This window comes from Planomonospora alba (assembly GCF_039534085.1).
Classification (GTDB): Bacteria; Actinomycetota; Actinomycetes; order Streptosporangiales; family Streptosporangiaceae; genus Planomonospora_B; species Planomonospora_B alba.
On sequence record NZ_BAAAUT010000038.1, the window covers coordinates 61,988 to 77,214 of the forward strand.

At 75.3% G+C, this 15,227-nt stretch carries 18 protein-coding genes; 7 read left to right on the forward strand and 11 right to left on the reverse strand.

Features of this window, described 5'->3' with window-relative positions; translation table 11 throughout:
• Positions 1-76: 76 nt before the first annotated feature.
• Positions 77-430 (reverse strand): hypothetical protein, encoded by a 354-nt coding sequence (locus tag ABD823_RS22480; protein ID WP_344862724.1) that lies wholly within the window; start codon positions 428-430, stop codon positions 77-79.
• A gap of 44 nt (positions 431-474) precedes the next feature.
• A complete protein-coding gene (locus ABD823_RS22485; protein ID WP_344862728.1) occupies positions 475-1,116 on the reverse strand; it encodes a TIGR03086 family metal-binding protein in 642 nt (213 codons plus the stop codon).
• 94 nt (positions 1,117-1,210) lie between these two features.
• Between ABD823_RS22485 and ABD823_RS22490 the strand changes: the two genes are divergently transcribed.
• The gene (locus ABD823_RS22490) at positions 1,211-1,846 is read left to right on the forward strand and encodes a TetR/AcrR family transcriptional regulator (protein WP_344862730.1); all 636 of its coding nucleotides are present in this window, start codon (positions 1,211-1,213) and stop codon (positions 1,844-1,846) included.
• Between the two features lie 137 nt (positions 1,847-1,983).
• On the opposite strand, the gene pgeF is transcribed toward ABD823_RS22490, so the two are convergent.
• The 5 genes from pgeF to ABD823_RS22515 form a co-directional block, all read right to left on the reverse strand.
• Positions 1,984-2,709: a peptidoglycan editing factor PgeF gene (gene pgeF / locus ABD823_RS22495; protein ID WP_344862732.1), complete on the reverse strand. Its 726-nt coding sequence runs from the start codon at positions 2,707-2,709 to the stop codon at positions 1,984-1,986.
• An 88-nt stretch (positions 2,710-2,797) separates the two neighbouring features.
• Positions 2,798-4,777: a Stk1 family PASTA domain-containing Ser/Thr kinase gene (pknB, locus tag ABD823_RS22500; protein WP_344862734.1), complete on the reverse strand. Its 1,980-nt coding sequence runs from the start codon at positions 4,775-4,777 to the stop codon at positions 2,798-2,800.
• Between the two features lie 85 nt (positions 4,778-4,862).
• Positions 4,863-5,630 (reverse strand): thiazole synthase, encoded by a 768-nt coding sequence (locus ABD823_RS22505; RefSeq protein ID WP_344862766.1) that lies wholly within the window; start codon positions 5,628-5,630, stop codon positions 4,863-4,865.
• 10 nt (positions 5,631-5,640) lie between these two features.
• Entirely contained in the window at positions 5,641-5,841 is a 201-nt protein-coding gene (gene thiS, locus ABD823_RS22510; protein ID WP_344862736.1) for a sulfur carrier protein ThiS, read from the reverse strand.
• Positions 5,838-7,088 (reverse strand): FAD-dependent oxidoreductase, encoded by a 1,251-nt coding sequence (locus ABD823_RS22515; protein ID WP_344862738.1) that lies wholly within the window; start codon positions 7,086-7,088, stop codon positions 5,838-5,840. The genes thiS and ABD823_RS22515 overlap by 4 nt, the downstream gene beginning before the upstream one ends.
• Before the next feature lie 304 nt (positions 7,089-7,392).
• Between ABD823_RS22515 and ABD823_RS22520 the strand changes: the two genes are divergently transcribed.
• Genes ABD823_RS22520 through thiE form a run of 3 tightly spaced genes read left to right on the forward strand, consistent with a single transcriptional unit; the run spans position 7,393 to position 9,633 of the window.
• Positions 7,393-8,574, forward strand: coding sequence for an NAD(P)/FAD-dependent oxidoreductase (locus tag ABD823_RS22520; protein ID WP_344862740.1), 1,182 nt, complete (start codon positions 7,393-7,395; stop codon positions 8,572-8,574).
• A gap of 50 nt (positions 8,575-8,624) precedes the next feature.
• Entirely contained in the window at positions 8,625-8,999 is a 375-nt protein-coding gene (locus tag ABD823_RS22525) for an Rv2175c family DNA-binding protein (RefSeq protein ID WP_344862742.1), read from the forward strand.
• The gene (gene thiE / locus ABD823_RS22530; RefSeq protein ID WP_344862744.1) at positions 8,977-9,633 is read left to right on the forward strand and encodes a thiamine phosphate synthase; all 657 of its coding nucleotides are present in this window, start codon (positions 8,977-8,979) and stop codon (positions 9,631-9,633) included. Before ABD823_RS22525 ends, thiE begins: the two co-directional genes overlap by 23 nt.
• Before the next feature lie 155 nt (positions 9,634-9,788).
• Here thiE and ABD823_RS22535 read toward each other — a convergent pair whose 3' ends face one another.
• Positions 9,789-10,859, reverse strand: a complete 1,071-nt coding sequence (locus ABD823_RS22535; protein WP_344862746.1) for a polyprenyl synthetase family protein — start codon at positions 10,857-10,859, stop codon at positions 9,789-9,791.
• Between the two features lie 101 nt (positions 10,860-10,960).
• Here ABD823_RS22535 and metF point away from each other — a divergent pair, with 101 nt between their 5' ends.
• Positions 10,961-11,893: a methylenetetrahydrofolate reductase [NAD(P)H] gene (gene metF, locus ABD823_RS22540; protein ID WP_344862748.1), complete on the forward strand. Its 933-nt coding sequence runs from the start codon at positions 10,961-10,963 to the stop codon at positions 11,891-11,893.
• Between the two features lie 43 nt (positions 11,894-11,936).
• Here metF and ABD823_RS22545 read toward each other — a convergent pair whose 3' ends face one another.
• The 3 genes from ABD823_RS22545 to ABD823_RS22555 form a co-directional block, all read right to left on the reverse strand.
• Positions 11,937-12,524 carry a GNAT family N-acetyltransferase gene (locus ABD823_RS22545; protein ID WP_344862750.1) on the reverse strand — a complete coding sequence of 196 codons (588 nt, stop codon included), beginning with the start codon at positions 12,522-12,524 and terminating at the stop codon, positions 11,937-11,939.
• 154 nt (positions 12,525-12,678) lie between these two features.
• Positions 12,679-13,125, reverse strand: coding sequence for an SAV_6107 family HEPN domain-containing protein (locus ABD823_RS22550; protein WP_344862751.1), 447 nt, complete (start codon positions 13,123-13,125; stop codon positions 12,679-12,681).
• Between the two features lie 308 nt (positions 13,126-13,433).
• On the reverse strand, positions 13,434-14,153 hold the full coding sequence (locus tag ABD823_RS22555) for a L,D-transpeptidase family protein (RefSeq protein WP_344862752.1): 720 nt from the start codon (positions 14,151-14,153) through the stop codon (positions 13,434-13,436).
• A gap of 118 nt (positions 14,154-14,271) precedes the next feature.
• Here ABD823_RS22555 and ABD823_RS22560 point away from each other — a divergent pair, with 118 nt between their 5' ends.
• Positions 14,272-14,748 carry a YbaK/EbsC family protein gene (locus ABD823_RS22560; protein ID WP_344862754.1) on the forward strand — a complete coding sequence of 159 codons (477 nt, stop codon included), beginning with the start codon at positions 14,272-14,274 and terminating at the stop codon, positions 14,746-14,748.
• Complete coding sequence (locus ABD823_RS22565; RefSeq protein ID WP_344862756.1) at positions 14,748-15,101, forward strand: arsenate reductase family protein; 354 nt, start codon at positions 14,748-14,750, stop codon at positions 15,099-15,101. The genes ABD823_RS22560 and ABD823_RS22565 overlap by 1 nt, the downstream gene beginning before the upstream one ends.
• Positions 15,102-15,227 lie beyond the last annotated feature (126 nt).

Genomic DNA, 15,227 nt, shown 5'->3' on the forward strand with positions numbered 1-15,227 from the left:
GGGGCGGGCGGCCGGGCGGTGCTCCCGGCGCCCGGCCGGGCCCGGCCGGCACTCCCCGGCCGGACGCCCCCCGCGGTCACGCGCCCGCGGGCGGGGACCCCGCTGCGGACAGGTGCGGCCGGGCCCGGGCCCACACGGCCCGCAGGTCGCAACCCTCGGCCGTCCAGGCGGTGGACGTCAGCCGCCCCCGCCCGCGGTAGCGCCGCACGACCGCGACGTGTTCCGGCCAGGCCACGAACCGCCGCAGGTCCTGCTCGCTCCGCCAGACCGACACCGAGCCGCACCGGCGCTCCAGCGGTTCCGTCCACAGCCACATCCCGACCGCGCCGTCCAGCCGGGGCCAGGCCCGGCGCAGCGCCAGCCCGGAACGGTGGATGCCGGGCAGGTCACGTGCCCGGTCGGCCCGGAAGGCGGTGACGGCCACCAGCACGGGACCGGTCGTATCCGCGGCCGGTCCGGCCGTCCACGCGCTCCTCAGCATGCCGGGGCCGATGACGGGGCCGACGGCGGTGCCCACGCCGGGGAGCGGCCGAGCAGCCCGAGCAGCCGTTCGGTGGCGGAGGCGCCGGCGCGCACCGGGACCCGGGCGCCGAACGGGGCGCCGGGACCGCGGAAGCCCGGGACGTCAGGCCAGCCGGCGGCGATCGCCAGCGCGCCGGCCGCGGCCTCCTCGTCGAGCGGGTACGGCGCGCCGATGGACGCGGCGATGTCCCATCCGTGGACGAGGACGTCGACGAAGTGCATGGCCATGGCGGTGCGGCCGCGGAACACGCCGAACTCCCGGACCTCGACCCGCCGGTCGTAGGCGTCCCCGGCGGCGAACGCGGCGGTGACCGCGGCCGCCGACGTCTGGTAGGCGCGGTACGGGTCGGTGCCGAGCTCGCCGCGGTCCCACGCGGACCGGTCGGTGGACCGGTCGGCGGCCGCCGCGGCGAAGCCGTGGTTCTCGCTCACCATGTGGCGCAGCAGCTCGCCGAGGTTCCACGCCGTGCAGGGGGTGGGCGCGGCCAGGTGTTCGGGCCGGACCCGGGTGATCAGGTGTCCGGCGGTCTCCAGGGCCCGGCGGTCGAGGTCGCGCAGGTCCAGGGTCCGCACGTCCGGAGAGAACGTGTCCATGAGTGCTCCTTTCGAGCACGAACGTTCGTGCTTGATTTGCACCGTACCGCGTGCGGCATAATTAAGCGAACGTTCGTGCTGAAAAGAGGTGGCGATGGCAGGCCGGCCGCGGGACGAGCGGACGCGGAACAGGATCCTGCGCCGGGCGGCGGACATCGCCTCAGCGGAGGGGCTGGAGGGCCTGTCGATCGGACGGCTGGCCGCCGACCTCGGCGTGAGCAAGAGCGGGCTCTTCGGCTACTTCGGCTCGAAGGAGGAGCTCCAGCTCGCCACGGTCCGGGTCGCGGCGGAGGTCTACCTCCAGGAGGTCGTCCGGCCCGCACTGGCCGCGCCACCGGGCCTGGGGCGGGTGTGGCGGCTGTGCGACGGCTGGCTGGACTACTCCGAGCGGCGGGTCTTCCCCGGCGGATGCTTCTTCTTCGCGGTCACCGCCGAGTTCGACGCCCGCCCGGGGCGCGTGCGCGACGCGGTCGCCGCGGCGGGCCTCGAATGGAACCGCCTGGTCACGCGCACCGTCGACGACGCGCGCCGGCTCGGAGAGCTCACCGAGGACACCGAGCCCGGCCAGCTCGCCTTCGAGCTGACCGCGTTCCTGGAGACCGCCAACGCCGTTTCCCTGCTGCACGACGACCCCGCCGCCTACCGGCGGGCCAGGACCGCCGTCCGCACGCGCCTGCGGGCGGCCGCCACCGACCCCGCGGCCCTGCCCGGGCCGGACCCGGCGGCCTAGACCGTCCCGACCGGCGGTCCCGGACCCGGCCGCCCTGCTCGGCAGTGTCCCGCGGAGTGCCGGCCGCGACGGCGGACGCCTGCCCGGCCGTACCGTTGCCCCGGATCCCGCGAGCCGCTCCGGCCGGCCGGCGGCCCTCAGCCCTCCAGCCAGACGTAGCCCGCGAACCGGCCGGTCGGGCGCCGCCTGCGGTGGGAGAACAGCTCGGGCGACTCGATCGTGCAGCGCGCGTCGTGCCGGACGTCGCCGACCCCGGCCCGGGCGAGCTGTGCGGCGATGCCCGCCCGCACGTCCACGGCCGGCGTGCCCCGGCGGGTGGTCGCCCAGGCCTCCGGCACCGCGGCGGCCACCTCGGCCCGCATCTCCGCGGGGACCTCGTAGCAGAGCCCGCACGCCGCCGGGCCGATCACGGCGACCATCCGGGCAGGGTCGGCGCCGTGCTCCGCCATCGCCGCGACCAGGGCGGGCACCACCCCGGCGGCGGTGCCGGGCCGTCCGGAGTGCGCCGCGCCCACCGTCCCCGCCACCGGGTCGGCCACCAGGACCGGGGCGCAGTCGGCCACCAGCACGCTCAGCACGAGCCCGGGCACGTCGGTGAAGACGGCGTCCAGCGGGGGAGGCTCCGCGCCGAACGGCTCGGCGACGTAGCGCACGTCGGCCCCGTGGACCTGCCGCATGAGCACCACGCGCTGCGGGTCCACCCCCAGGTCGGCGGCGGTCTTCTCCCGGTTGCGCCGTACCGCCTCGGGGTCGTCGCCGACGGCCCCGCCGAGGTTGCGGCTGCCGTACGGCTCGGCGCTCACCCCGCCGTGCCGGTCGGTGAAGGCGGCGTGGATCCGGTCGGCGAGCTGGAAGCGGTTCATCCGGGGGAGGCTACCAGGGCGGGCGGTCCGCCCCGCAAGGGCCGGGGAGCGCACCGCGGTCCGGCCCCGGTCGGCGTGCGGGACGGTCCTAGTGCCAGAGGGTGACCTCGGTGCCCGGGGGAGCGGGCTGCCCCCCCGGCGGGCGCTGGGCCAGCACGCGGTTGCGGTTCAGGCCCTTGTGCACCCGCACCTTGAACCCGGCCGCGCGCAGCTCGTCGCGCGCGGCCTTGACGTCCTTGAACACCACGTTCGGGACGACGATGACGTTGTCGTCGCTGACGTCCTGGTCGTTGTTCTCCCACGGCCAGTGCCACTCGCCGTTGTCGCACGCAGACAGGGTCATCCGGGCCACCGCGCCCTTGTCGATCTCCGCGCCCGCCTTGGGGTCCTGGGCGATGACCGTGCACGGCTGGGCCTGGTCGGTCTGCTCGACGAACTCGGGGACGAGGCCGACGCTCTCCAGCGCGCTCCTGGCCGCGTCGCGCTGCATCCCCGTGACGTCGGGCATCACCAGGCCGGCGCTCACGATGAGGTCGACCTTGGCGCCCTCCTTGACCTTGTTGCCCACAGCGGGGCTGGTCCGCATCACCTGGTCGCGCGGGACGGTCTCGCTGGCCTGCCGCTTGACCTCGTCGACGGTCAGCCCGGCCGCGGCGATCCTCTCCCGGGCCGCGTTGGCGTCGAGGCCGACGACGTTGGGCACGGCGATCCGCTTCGGGCCGGCGGAGGCGACCAGCGTGAGCTTGGCACCCGGCTCCACCTCGGCGCCCGCGGCGGGGACGGTGCGCAGCACGATGTCCTTGGGGACGTCCTCGCTGTGCTCGGCCGGGCCGATCTCGACGGCGAAGCCCTTCTCCCGGGCCTGTTCGGCGGCGAGCTTGACGTTGTGCGTGACCAGATCGGGCACCGTGACCGTGGTGGTCCGGGAGAACAGCCAGCCGGTCACGCCGATCGCGACGACCATCACCGCGGCCAGCGCGACCAGGAACCAGACCTTCGGCGCCGGGCCCCGGCGCGGGGCGGCCGCCCCGGCGAGCGCGACGGACGCGCCCGCCGGGGCCGGCTCGGTGAGCACCTCCACGCGGGGCTGGATCAGCGTCGGGTTGGCGGGGGGCAGCGGCGGAGGGGCCGTGCCGGCCGGCGCCGGGTGGGCGCCGGTGACCGGCGCGGGGAGGACCGGGCCGGACGGGACCGGTCCCGAGGGGATCGGGCCGCTCTCCCGGGAGAGCATGCGGTGCGCGTCCACCGCGGCGACCAGCATCGCCGTGGCGTCAGCGAAGCGGCCCGCGGTCTCGCGGGCCGTGGCCTGGGCCACCAGCGTGTCCAGCAGCGGCGGGGAGCCGGGCAGCAGCGCCGAGGGCACGGGGACGGTGTCGTGCACGTGCCGGTAGGCGATCGCCATCGAGGTCTCGCCCTCGTACGGCTGGCGGCCGGTGAGGAGTTCGAAGAGCATGATCCCGGCCGCGTAGACGTCGCTGCGCGCGTCGGCGGCGCCGGAGGTGACCTGCTCGGGCGACATGTAGGCGATGGTGCCGATCATGACGCCGGTGCGGGTCTGGTTGGTGGCCTCGATCGCGCGGGCCAGCCCGAAGTCCACGACCTTGACCCGCCCGTCGTCGGCGAGCAGGACGTTCTCCGGCTTGACGTCCCGGTGGATCATCCCGGCCTGGTGCGCGGCGCTCAGCGCGGCGAGCACCGGGATCATGACCTCCAGGGCCTCGCGGGCGGGCAGTCTGCCCCGGTCGCGGAGCACGTCGCGCAGGGTGCGCCCCGGCACGTACTCCATCGACAGGTAGACGACGTCCCCGTCGGTTCCCTGGTCGAAGACCTGCACCACGTTGGGGTGCGACAGGCTCGCCACCGACTTGGCCTCGCCGATGAACCGGCGCACGAAGGAGGGGTCCTCGGCGAGGCCCCGGTGCATCACCTTGATGGCGACCGTGCGGTCGAGCCGGACGTCCAGGGCCACGTAGACGGTCGCCATGCCGCCCCGGGCGATCCGGGACTCAACGCGGTAACGCCCGTCGAGGAGTCTCCCGACGAGGGGATCGGTTGGCGTCGTGTCCACCCGCCCGAGTTTACGGGCGATTTGCGGTCCGCATGGTCGCCCTGTTCCAAACCGATGCCAACAGGCGCCAGTCTTGTCCGTATCTTTATGGATTCATAGGGGAAGACGCCTCCGCGTACCGGCGGCGGGGGATGCGCCCGGCCAGCCGGGCCGCCCGGCCCGCGTCCACCGCCGCGCGCATGGCGCGGGCCATCAGCTCCGGGCTGCGGGCCCGGGTCACCGCCGTGGCCAGCAGCACCGCGTCGCAGCCCAGCTCCATCGCCAGCGCCGCGTCGCTGGCCGTGCCGATCCCGGCGTCCAGGATGACGGGCACGCCGGCGGCCTCCACGATGAGCTCGATGCTGTGCGGGTTGCGGATGCCCAGCCCGGAGCCGATGGGCGCGCCCAGCGGCATCACCGCCGCGCAACCCGCCTGCTCCAGCCGGCGCGCCAGGGCGGGGTCGTCGCCGATGTACGGCAGGACCGTGAACCCGTCGGCGACCAGCCGCTCGGCCGCGTCGAAGGTCTCGATCGGGTCCGGCAGCAGGGTGCGCTCGTCGGAGATGACCTCCAGCTTGACCCAGTCGGTCTCCAGCGCCTCCCGGGCCAGCCGGGCGGTCAGCACGGCCTCCTGCGCGGTGAAGCAGCCGGCGGTGTTCGGCAGGACCTTGATGCCGCGCCGGCGCAGCACGTCCAGCACCGACCCCCGCGCCGACGGGTCCAGCCGGCGCATCGCGACCGTGGTCAGCTCGGTGCCCGAGGCGGCGAGCGCGGCGTCCAGCACCTCCAGCGAGGGCGCGCCCCCGGTGCCCATGATGAGCCGCGAGGAGAACTTCTCCCCGCCGATGACCAGCTCGTCGTCCACGCCGCTCATGCCGTTCACGTCACCCTCCCTGGACCGCGGTGAGCACCTCGACCCGGTCGGTCTCGGCGAGCGCGGTCGTCTCCCACGCGCCGCGCGGGACGACCTCGTCGTTCACCGCCACGGCCACGCCGCTGACGGCGTCGGTCAGCCGCCGTACGGCCTGCGCCACGGTGGCCTCGGCGGGCAGCTCGTGCGCGGTGCCGTTGATCATCACGTTCAACGCTGCTCCTGGAAACGGTGGTCCTGGAAACGGTGGTCCTGGAAGCGGAGGGGCGAGCAGAGCTCCGCCAGCTCCGCGAGGCCGCCGTCCTCCCCGAGGAGGAGGTCGGCCGTGAGCGGGGCCAGCAGGACGCCGCCCCGGTGGTGCCCGGTGGCGAGCACCAGGCCGGGCAGGGCGGAGGGGCCGACCAGCGGCAGGTTGTCCGGCGTCCCCGGGCGCAGCCCGGCCGTCACGTCGGCCACCTCCAGCTCGGCCACCCCGGGGACCAGCTCCCGCGCGTCGCGCAGCAGTTCCCACAGCCCCCCGGCGGTCACCCGGGTGTCGAAGCCCAGCTCCTCCTGGGTGGCGCCGAGGACCAGCTCCCCGTCGCCGCGCGGCACGAGGTAGACGCGCCCGCCGTGCACACAGGCGCGCACGCACCGGGACAGCACCGGCTCGGGGGAGCGCAGCCGCATGATCTGGCCCTTGACCGGCCGGACCGGCGGGAGCACCTCGGGCGGGAGCCCGTCCAGCGTCCCCGACCAGGCCCCGGCGGCCAGGACCACCCGGTCGCCGCGGAGCACCGCGCCGCCCTCGCGGCCCGTGCCGCGGCCGGAGCCGCTCCCGGCGGGGCCCGGGGCGCCGCCGGGCGCGAGCCGTACCCCGGTGACGGCGCCGCCGGAGGTCTCCAGCCCGGTCATCCGGGCGCGGACCACGGCGACCCCGCGGCGCTCCAGCGCGGCCAGCAGCGCCGCGGTGACGCGGCGCGGGTCCACCCAGGCGTCCCCGCGGGCCAGCAGCCCGCCGCGGACCGCGGGGGCGAGCATCGGCTCCAGCCGGCGGCACTCGCGGCCGGTCAGCCGCTCGGCCGGCAGCCCCAGCGCGCCGATGAAGCCCGCCAGCTCGTCCAGGGCGGCCAGGTCGTCGGAGTCGAAGGCCACCTCCAGCGTGCCGTCGGTGCGGTAGTCGAGGGCGGCGAGGTCACGGCCGCTGTCGGCGGCCAGTTCGGCCGCGAAGGCGGGCCAGCGCTCCAGCGACGCCAGGCCCAGCCTGAGCAGCGGCTCCTCGGTGTAGGTGACCTCGCTGACCGGCGCCAGCATGCCCGCGGCGGCGTGCGAGGCGCCGGAGCCGGGGGAGGGGTCCGCCACCGCCACCCGCAGGCCGCGGCGGGCCGCGCGCCAGGCCACCGCGAGGCCGGCGACGCCGCCGCCGACGACGACGAGATCGTGGGTACCGCCCGGTGCGGGCGGTACGGCACTGTGCGGCATGAGCGCTCCGCTCCCTTCGCCGGCATGACCCGGATCAGGTTCCTGGCGGTCGAGGGCCCGCCGGCGAACGCGCCCGGGACCCGGGTGTCCGGCGGGGCGCCTGTCGCGCACCGTCCGGCCCACCGGTCCCGCCGGTCCGCCGCCCTCCTCTCAGCCCGGTGCGTGCCGGGCTCCCGCGCGTCTTACGCCCTCCACCATAAGGGGTCCTGCACCGCACTCAACGCCGGAGATGTGAGGTAAATGCCGGTTTCGTTATGCGAGACCGGATGGCCGAGGCCGCTTCCGCAGCTTAGGGTCTTGAGGTGTGAATCATGTCGTGGTGGCGGGTGCGGGCCTCGCCGGGGTGCGGAGCGTAGAGGCGCTGAGGGCGCACGGGTTCGGTGGCACGATCACGCTGCTCGGCGACGAGCCGCACCGGCCCTACGACCGCCCGCCGCTGTCCAAGGCGGTGCTGCTCGGCGAGATCGACTCCACGGTCGTCGACTCCGACCTGGACGCCATGGGGGTGGACTTCCGCCCCGGGGTGGCCGCCAAGGGGCTGCGCCCCGGCGTGGTGGAGACCACCGAGGGAGAGCTGGCCTACGACGGCCTGGTCATCGCCACCGGCGCGGCCCCGATCCGGCTGCGCGGCGAGGGGCCGCAGCACGTGCTGCGCACCATCGACGACGCGCTCGCGCTGCGCGCGCTGCTCCGCGAGGGCGTGCGGGTCGCCGTCGTGGGCGCGGGCTGGATCGGCGCCGAGGTCGCCACCGCCGCGCGCAGGGCCGGGTGCGAGGTCACCGTCGTCGAGGCCGCCGCCCACCCGCTGGCCGCCGCGCTGGGCCCCGTCGGCGCCCACACCGCCCCCTGGTACGCCCAGGCCGGCATCGACCTGCGCACGGCCGCCGTGGTCGCCGCCGTCGACCACGGCGGTCTCACCCTCGCCGACGGCTCCGCGGTCGAGGCCGACGTCGTCGTCACCGGCATCGGAGTGCGGCCCGCGGTGGACTGGCTGGCCGGCTCGGGAGTCGAGCTGGACGACGGGGTCGTCACCGACGAGCACCTGCGCACCGCGCTGCCCGGCGTGGTCGCCGCCGGAGACTGCGCCGCCTGGTGGTCGCGCCGGTACGGCCGGCGCCTGCGGGTCGAGCACTGGGACACCGCCCTGGGCGCCCCCGACGTGGCGGTGGCCACGCTGCTGGGAGAGGGCGCCGGGGAGGGCGCGGTCTACGACCCGGTCCCCTACTTCTGGTCCGAGCAGTTCGGCCACATGGTCCAGTACGCCGGGCACCACGACGGCGCCCGCCTCGTCGGCCGCGGCGACCCCGCCGGCACCCGGTGGTCGGTCTGCTGGCTGAACGACGACGACACGCTCGCCGCCGTCCTGGCCGTGAACCGCCCGCGCGACCTGGTGCAGGGACGCCGCCTCATCGAGGGGGGCCAGCGCCTCGATGTCGATCGCCTGGCCGATCCTGCTGTAGCGTTGCGCGACTGTACGGCGATATGACCGCGCCGTGAAGTGTTTGGTGAAGGGCTCATTGTGGTAATGGTGGCTTCGTGACGCTTTCTGTTGCGCAGATCGACCGGGAAACCGACGAACTGGTGGGCGAATGGCTCACCCTCACCGAGGTCGCCAGGAGGCTCGACCTCAGCATCGGTCGCGCGAAGCAACTCCTCAAGGACCACAAGCTCATCGGGGTGCGGCGGGGCGGCGGGGAGCCCCAGGTGCCCGCCGCCTTCCTGGCCGGAGACGACGTCGCCAAGGGTCTGCCGGGCACGATCACCGTGCTGCTCGACGCGGGATACGACGAGGCCGAGGCCCTGCGGTGGCTGTTCACCCCCGACGACACCCTGCCGGGGTCGCCGGTCGACGCCATCCGCGCCGGCCGCCACACCGAGGTCAAGCGGCGTGCCCAGACCCTCGCTTTCTGACGCCCGCCTCTACCTGTGCACCGACGGCCGCCGCGACCGGGGGGACCTCGCCGACTTCCTCGACGCCGCCCTCTCCGGCGGGGTCGACATCGTGCAGCTGCGCGAGAAGGGCCTGGAGGCGCGCCAGGAGCTGGAGCTCCTGGAGGTCTTCCGTGACGCCTGCGACCGGCACGGCAGGCTCCTGGCGGTCAACGACCGGGCCGACGTCGCCCGCGCCGCCCGCCCGGACGTCCTCCACCTCGGCCAGGACGACCTGCCCGTGCGGGTGGCCCGCGACATCCTCGGCGACGACATCCTCATCGGGCGCTCCACCCACGCCCCCGAGGAGGCGTCCGCCGCGGCCGCCGAGCCCGGGGTCGACTACTTCTGCTGCGGCCCGATCTGGCCGACGCCCACCAAGCCCGGCCGGCCCGCGCCGGGGCCGTCCCTGCTGAGGCACGCCGCCGCGCTGGAGACCGACCGCCCCTGGTTCGGCATCGGCGGCATCGACCTGGGCAACCTGGACGAGGTCATGTCGTACGGCGTGCGCCGGGTCGTGGTCGTGCGGGCCATCACCGAGGCGGACGACCCGAAGGCCGCCGCCGCGGAGTTCCGCCGCAGGCTCGCCGCCCCGCCGCCCGCTCCGGAGAGCTGAGACGGGTCCGGGCGTGACCGGCTCGGCTCCCGCTCCGCGCCGGTCACGGCCGCTCCCGTCGTGTCCCGGCGGGCGCGGACGGGACCGGATCCGCGGGCGGGCGGGCCGGTCGGCGCCACCGGGACGCCGGGGCCGCAGACCGCCGCCCCGGCCGGTCAGGTCCGGCGGGCGGTCGCGGCCACGGCCAGGTCGGCCAGGGCCGCGCGGGACTCCGGCGTGACCGGGGCGCCGTCCAGCGCGCGCAGGGCCTCCGCCAGGTAGTCGTCGATCAGCTTCTCGCAGGCGGACAGCGCGCCGGTCTCCTCGATCACCCGGCGGAGCCGCTCGACCCCGCTCTCCTGGAGCTGCGGGTCGCCGAGCGTGCGGCGGACCTCCTCCGCCTGGGCGGGCGAGGCCGCGGCGAGCGCCCGGGCGATGAGCATCGTCCGCTTGCCCTCCCGCAGGTCGTCGCCGGCGGGCTTGCCGGTCTCGGCGGGGTCGCCGAACACGCCGAGGATGTCGTCGCGCAGCTGGAAGGCGATGCCGACGCTGCGGCCGTACTCCTCGCAGAAACGGTCGATCCACGGCTCCGGTCCGCCGGAGGCCAGCACCAGGCCGAGCCGGAGGGGCTGTTCCACGGAGTACTTGCCGCTCTTGAACAGCGCGACCCGCAGCGCGCTGTCGAAGGTGCTGACCCCCCGGACCTGCTCCAGCAGGTCGAGGTACTGGCCGCACATCAGCTCGGTGCGCATGTGGTCGTAGAGCGGCTGGGCCGCGCCGAGGGCGTCCGCGGGCAGGCCGCTGGTCCGCCACATCTCCCCGGACCAGACCAGCAGCAGGTTGCCCAGCAGGATGGCGGCGCTCTCACCGAACTGCGCGGCGGAGCCGTTCCAGCCCTCCTTCTCGTGCATGGCCTGGAAGCGGCGGTGCGCCGAGGGCATGCCCCGCCGCAGGTCGCTGGCGTCCATCACGTCGTCGTGGACGAGCGCGCTGGCCTGGAGCAGCTCCAGGGAGGCGGCCGCGCAGAAGAGCGCGGGATCGTCGGCGGCGCCGCCCGCCCCCCGCCAGCCCCAGTAGCAGAACGCCGGGCGGAGCCGTTTCCCGCCGGAGAGGAAGTCCTCGGCGGCGGCCAGGAGCGGGGCGATCTCCGGGGAGCCGAACGCGGGGCGCTGCCGGTCGAGGAACGTTCTCAGTGAACGGTCCACCTCGGAGCGGATGGTGTCCAGCATGGCTGCGGAAGCGGGCATACACAGAGATTATCGGTCCGGGCACGGATCGCCGGTCGGCCGCGCGTCTCGGCAGGTGGTCACGCCGCCCGCGCGGCGGCCGGGCCAGTAGGCTATGGGGCATGGCTCTGGGTCGCCCTTCAATCCTTCCCGACCGCGTGCCCACCGTCCGCGAGCTCCTCGCGGCGGGCGGCCGGTCCTTCTCCTTCGAGTTCTTCCCGCCGAAGAACGCCGAGGGGGAGCGGCAGCTCTGGCGCGCGATCCGGGAGCTGGAGTCGCTCCGGCCCACGTTCGTCTCCGTCACCTACGGGGCGGGCGGCGGGACCCGCGACCGCACGGTCGAGATCGTGGAGCGGCTCGCCCATGAGACCACGCTGACGCCGGTGGCGCACTTCACCGCGGTCAACCACTCGGTCCGCGAGCTGCGCCACCTGATCGGCCGGTTCGCCGGGGCGGGCGTGCGCAACATCCTCGCGGTCCGGGGCGACCCGCCCGGCGACCCCATGGGGGAGTGGGTGCGCCACCCCGAGGGCGTGCTCTACGCCGAGGAGCTGGTCCGGCTGATCCGCCAGTCCGGCGACTTCTGCGTGGGCGTCGCGGCCTTCCCGTACAAGCACCCGAGGTCGGCCTCGATCGAGTCCGACACCGAGTACTTCGTGCGCAAGTGCCGGGCCGGAGCCGACTACGCCATCACCCAGATGTTCTTCCGGGCGGAGGACTACCTGCGGCTGCGCGACCGGGTGGCGGCCAAGGGCTGCGACACGCCGATCATCCCCGGCATCATGCCCGTCACCCAGCTGAGCACGATCGCGCGCTCCGAGCAGCTGTCCGGGGCGCCGTTCCCGCCCGAGGTGGCCGAGCGGTTCACGGCCGTCGCCGACGACCCCGCCGCGGTACGCCGCCTCGGCATCGAGCACGCCGTCGAGCTCTGCCAGACCCTGCTCGACGAGGGGGCGCCGGGCATCCACTTCATCACCTTCAACCGCTCCAGCGCGACGCGCGAGGTCTTCCGGGCCCTCGACCCCGCGCCGCAGGCCGCCCCGGTCACCGCCTGAGCCGCCGCGCGCCGCGGTGCCGCGCCGCTCCGGCACCGCGGCCTCAGCCCGCCCCCGCCCCGCGGGGGCCGGTGCCCGGCCGCTCGGGGGCCAGCGGGAGCACGGCCCCCGCGATCACGTAGCGCTCGTGGCCGCCGGGGAAGACGAACGCGGTGAGCAGGTCGACGAAGCCGAGGCTGCGGTAGAGACGTCTGGCGACGGTGGGCAGGTCGCGGGTGGACAGCACGGCCGTGCGCTCCGGACGGTCCTCGCACACGCCCAGGACCAGTGAGCGGCCGATCCCCTTGCCCTGGTGGCCGGGGTGCACATGGATCTCGGCCAGCTCCAGCGCGTCACCCAGCCAGCCGTGCGCGCCGGCGGCGCCGTGCCGCTCCGCGACGGCCTGGTGGACGACGTCGTGCCACCACTGCCCGGGCGCGCCGTGGAAGCCGTAGGCGAGACCGACCGGCGTCCCGTCGGGAAGCTCGGCGAACAGGCAGGTGAAGCCGGGGTGGGTGGCGTGGTTGCCCATGATCGTTCTGCGGCCGGACAGCTGTTCGGCGGGCGGGTCCATCGCCGCGGTGTAGATGTCGAGAACGGAGCCCAGCCGGGAGACGAACTCATCGGGGCCGACTCGTCGCAGTCCGATCACTCACCGCACCCTAGCAGGGGCGATCCGGCACAACCCGGGGAATACGGCCAAAGCGGTGTTCGGGGGTTCCCCATGGAAGGCCCGGGGTCCGCCACGGGAGAGGGAAAACGGGTCACCCGCCACGGCCCTCGCCGCCGTCCGGGAGCGCGGGCGCCTATCCCGCCAGGGGGACGCGGCCCGGCAGCGAGGGCTGGGCGGGCAGGCCGAGCATCTCCTCCACCGTGACGACGAACCGCTCCGCCTCGGAGATCAGCTCCTCGGCGTCGCGGGGCGAGACCGCGTGGGTCATGCCGGCCTCGATCGAGGCCCGCTTGGCGGCGCTCACCTCGAAGTAGGGCGCCCAGTCGGCCAGCCGGGGCTCGGCCTCCGGCAGCAGCTCCCAGGCGCTGCGCAGCCTGCGCCTGCGGCCGTCCATCGGCCGGGGGCGTGCGGCCAGGACCGCCGCCGCCGCCCGGAGCGCGGCCAGGTGCGCCGCGACGTAACGCGCCGCCGAGGTGCGGGCGGCGGCCGCCTCCTCCAGGCAGTCGCGCGCGTCGGCCAGGCGCGTCCGCACCGTGGGCGAGAGCCGGGGCCCGCCGGGGCCGTCGAACCGTGGGGTCATGCTTCCGCCTCCTTGGTCGCAAGCGGCTCCCGGCATCCTCGCCGGTAGTGCCACGGTCGCAGACCCCACCGACAATTACGCCGGGCGGCCGGACGAGGAGCTTCCCCTCTCCCCGTCCGATCCCGGCCCGGCCCCGCCGCCTCGGGTGGAGGCGCGGGCCGGACCGGCCGCCCTCAACGTGAGCCGCGAGTCCCACGTCACTACATCGAACATAAATTCGATCATCGATGGTGTCAAGTAGGTGGGCGAACAAAAGTTCGATCTCTCTGTGGACACCCGGACGCCCGGAAGGCCGGCGGCGCGCGGGATCAGTAGGCGAACCTGCCCCGGACGTGGACCGGCGTGCGCGGGCCGAGCAGGCGCGGCAGGACCTCGGCCACGTGCATCGGCAGCCGCACGCACCCGTGCGAGGCCGGGTGGAGCGGCACCGAGAGCGAGCCGTGCAGGGCGATGCCGCCGTTGAAGAAGACCGGGTTGTAGAGCCCGCCCAGCGGCGAGCGGTGCCAGCCCTTCCGCCGCCACGTCGTGCGGTAGTCGCCCGTCGGCGTGGGGGTGCGGGCCGTGCCGGAGGAGATGTGACTGACCAGCCTCACCCGTCCCCTGACGTAGAGCACCATCACCTGCTTGCGCAGGTTGATCTCGACGCGGGTCGGCCTGCCCCGCGGCACCAGCACCCTCGGGGCCCGCGGCCGCTCCAGGGCACTCCAGGTCCTCCCCCCGACCGTCGCGCTCGGTCCCAGGCCGTTGACCTTCCGGAAGGCCCACACCGCGGCCCGGGTCGCCTCGCCGTACCGGCCGCTGATCCCGCCGGGGAGGTAGCCGAGCGCCTTCAGCCTCCGCTGGAGCGCCTTGACGGCCGCACCGCCGGCGCCGGGCCTGAGGGTCGTGTCCGGAGTGACGGCGGGGGCGGCGCGCCCGGCCGGCGGAGCGGACGCGGCGACCGCTCCGCCCGCCGCGCCGGGGGAGGGCAGGAGTACGGCGGCCGCCGTCACGAGAGCGGCCACGCCGAGCCTGTGTCCAGCCTTCATGCAGATCCATCCCCTCGTACGCCGCCGGACCGGACCGGCGGGCCATGACGCCTGCCTGGATGGTTCCGCGATCGGCCACAAAGCCATAGTCAGCGGTTGACCTGTTTAGAGTGGGCGGGTGCCAGAAAAGCTGCATCCGAACATCGAGAAGGTCGCCGCGATCCTGGGCGAGCACGGCGTCTCCGGCGAGATCGTCGTGTTCGCCGAGGCCACCCCCACGGCGGCGACCGCCGCCGCGCAGCTCGGCTGCGAGGTCGGCGCCATCGCCAACAGCCTCGTCTTCGACGCCGACGGCGAGCCGCTCCTGGTGCTCACCAGCGGGGCCCACCGGGTGAACACCGAGCTGATCGCGGAGAGGGTCGGCGCCGCCAGGGTACGGCGCGCCACCCCCGAATTCGTCCGGGCCGCCACCGGCCAGCCCATCGGCGGCGTCGCCCCGATCGGCCACCCGGCCCCCATCCGGACGCTGGTCGACACCTGGCTGGAGCGGCACGAGGTCGTCTGGGCCGCCGCGGGCCACCCGCACAGCGTCTTCCCCACCTCCTTCCAGGAGCTGGTCCGCATCACCGGGGGCACCCCCGCGGAGGTGGAGTGATGGCCACGGTCTGGCACAACCCGCGCTGCTCCAAGAGCCGCTGCGCCCTCGACGCGCTCACCGGCGCGGGCCGGGACGTGACCGTGCGCCGCTACCTGGACGACCCGCCCACGGCCGCCGAGCTCACCGAGGTCCTCGACCGGCTGGGCCTGGAGCCGTGGGACATCACCCGGATGGGCGAGGCGCGGGCCCGCGAGCTCGGGCTGGCGGACAAGGCCCGCGACCGGGACGAGTGGATCGCGATCCTGGCCGCCCACCCGATCCTGATCCAGCGCCCGATCGTCCTGACCGACGACGGCCGCGCGGTGATCGCCCGCGACGACGAGACCCTGCGCTCCCTCCTCGGGTCCTGACCGCCGCACGGCCCCCGCACGCCCCGGCCGGTTCGCCCTCGGCGGCGTGCGGCTCCCGGCCGGGTCCCGCGCCGGGGCGGCGGGCCGTACGGACTCCCCGGCCGGGTCCCGTGTTCCTGGGGCGGT

Excerpts from the sequence above, each read along its gene's own strand:
- ABD823_RS22485 (WP_344862728.1), bottom strand. The coding sequence starts at position 1,116 with ATGGACACGTTCTCTCCGGACGTGCGGACCCTGGACCTGCGCGACCTC.
- ABD823_RS22490 (WP_344862730.1), top strand. The coding sequence starts at position 1,211 with ATGGCAGGCCGGCCGCGGGACGAGCGGACGCGGAACAGGATCCTGCGC.
- pgeF (WP_344862732.1), bottom strand. The coding sequence starts at position 2,709 with ATGAACCGCTTCCAGCTCGCCGACCGGATCCACGCCGCCTTCACCGAC.
- ABD823_RS22505 (WP_344862766.1), bottom strand. The coding sequence starts at position 5,630 with ATGAGCGGCGTGGACGACGAGCTGGTCATCGGCGGGGAGAAGTTCTCC.
- ABD823_RS22515 (WP_344862738.1), bottom strand. The coding sequence starts at position 7,088 with ATGCCGCACAGTGCCGTACCGCCCGCACCGGGCGGTACCCACGATCTC.
- ABD823_RS22535 (WP_344862746.1), bottom strand. The coding sequence starts at position 10,859 with ATGCCCGCTTCCGCAGCCATGCTGGACACCATCCGCTCCGAGGTGGAC.
- metF (WP_344862748.1), top strand. The coding sequence starts at position 10,961 with ATGGCTCTGGGTCGCCCTTCAATCCTTCCCGACCGCGTGCCCACCGTC.
- ABD823_RS22550 (WP_344862751.1), bottom strand. The coding sequence starts at position 13,125 with ATGACCCCACGGTTCGACGGCCCCGGCGGGCCCCGGCTCTCGCCCACG.
- ABD823_RS22555 (WP_344862752.1), bottom strand. The coding sequence starts at position 14,153 with ATGAAGGCTGGACACAGGCTCGGCGTGGCCGCTCTCGTGACGGCGGCC.
- ABD823_RS22565 (WP_344862756.1), top strand. The coding sequence starts at position 14,748 with ATGGCCACGGTCTGGCACAACCCGCGCTGCTCCAAGAGCCGCTGCGCC.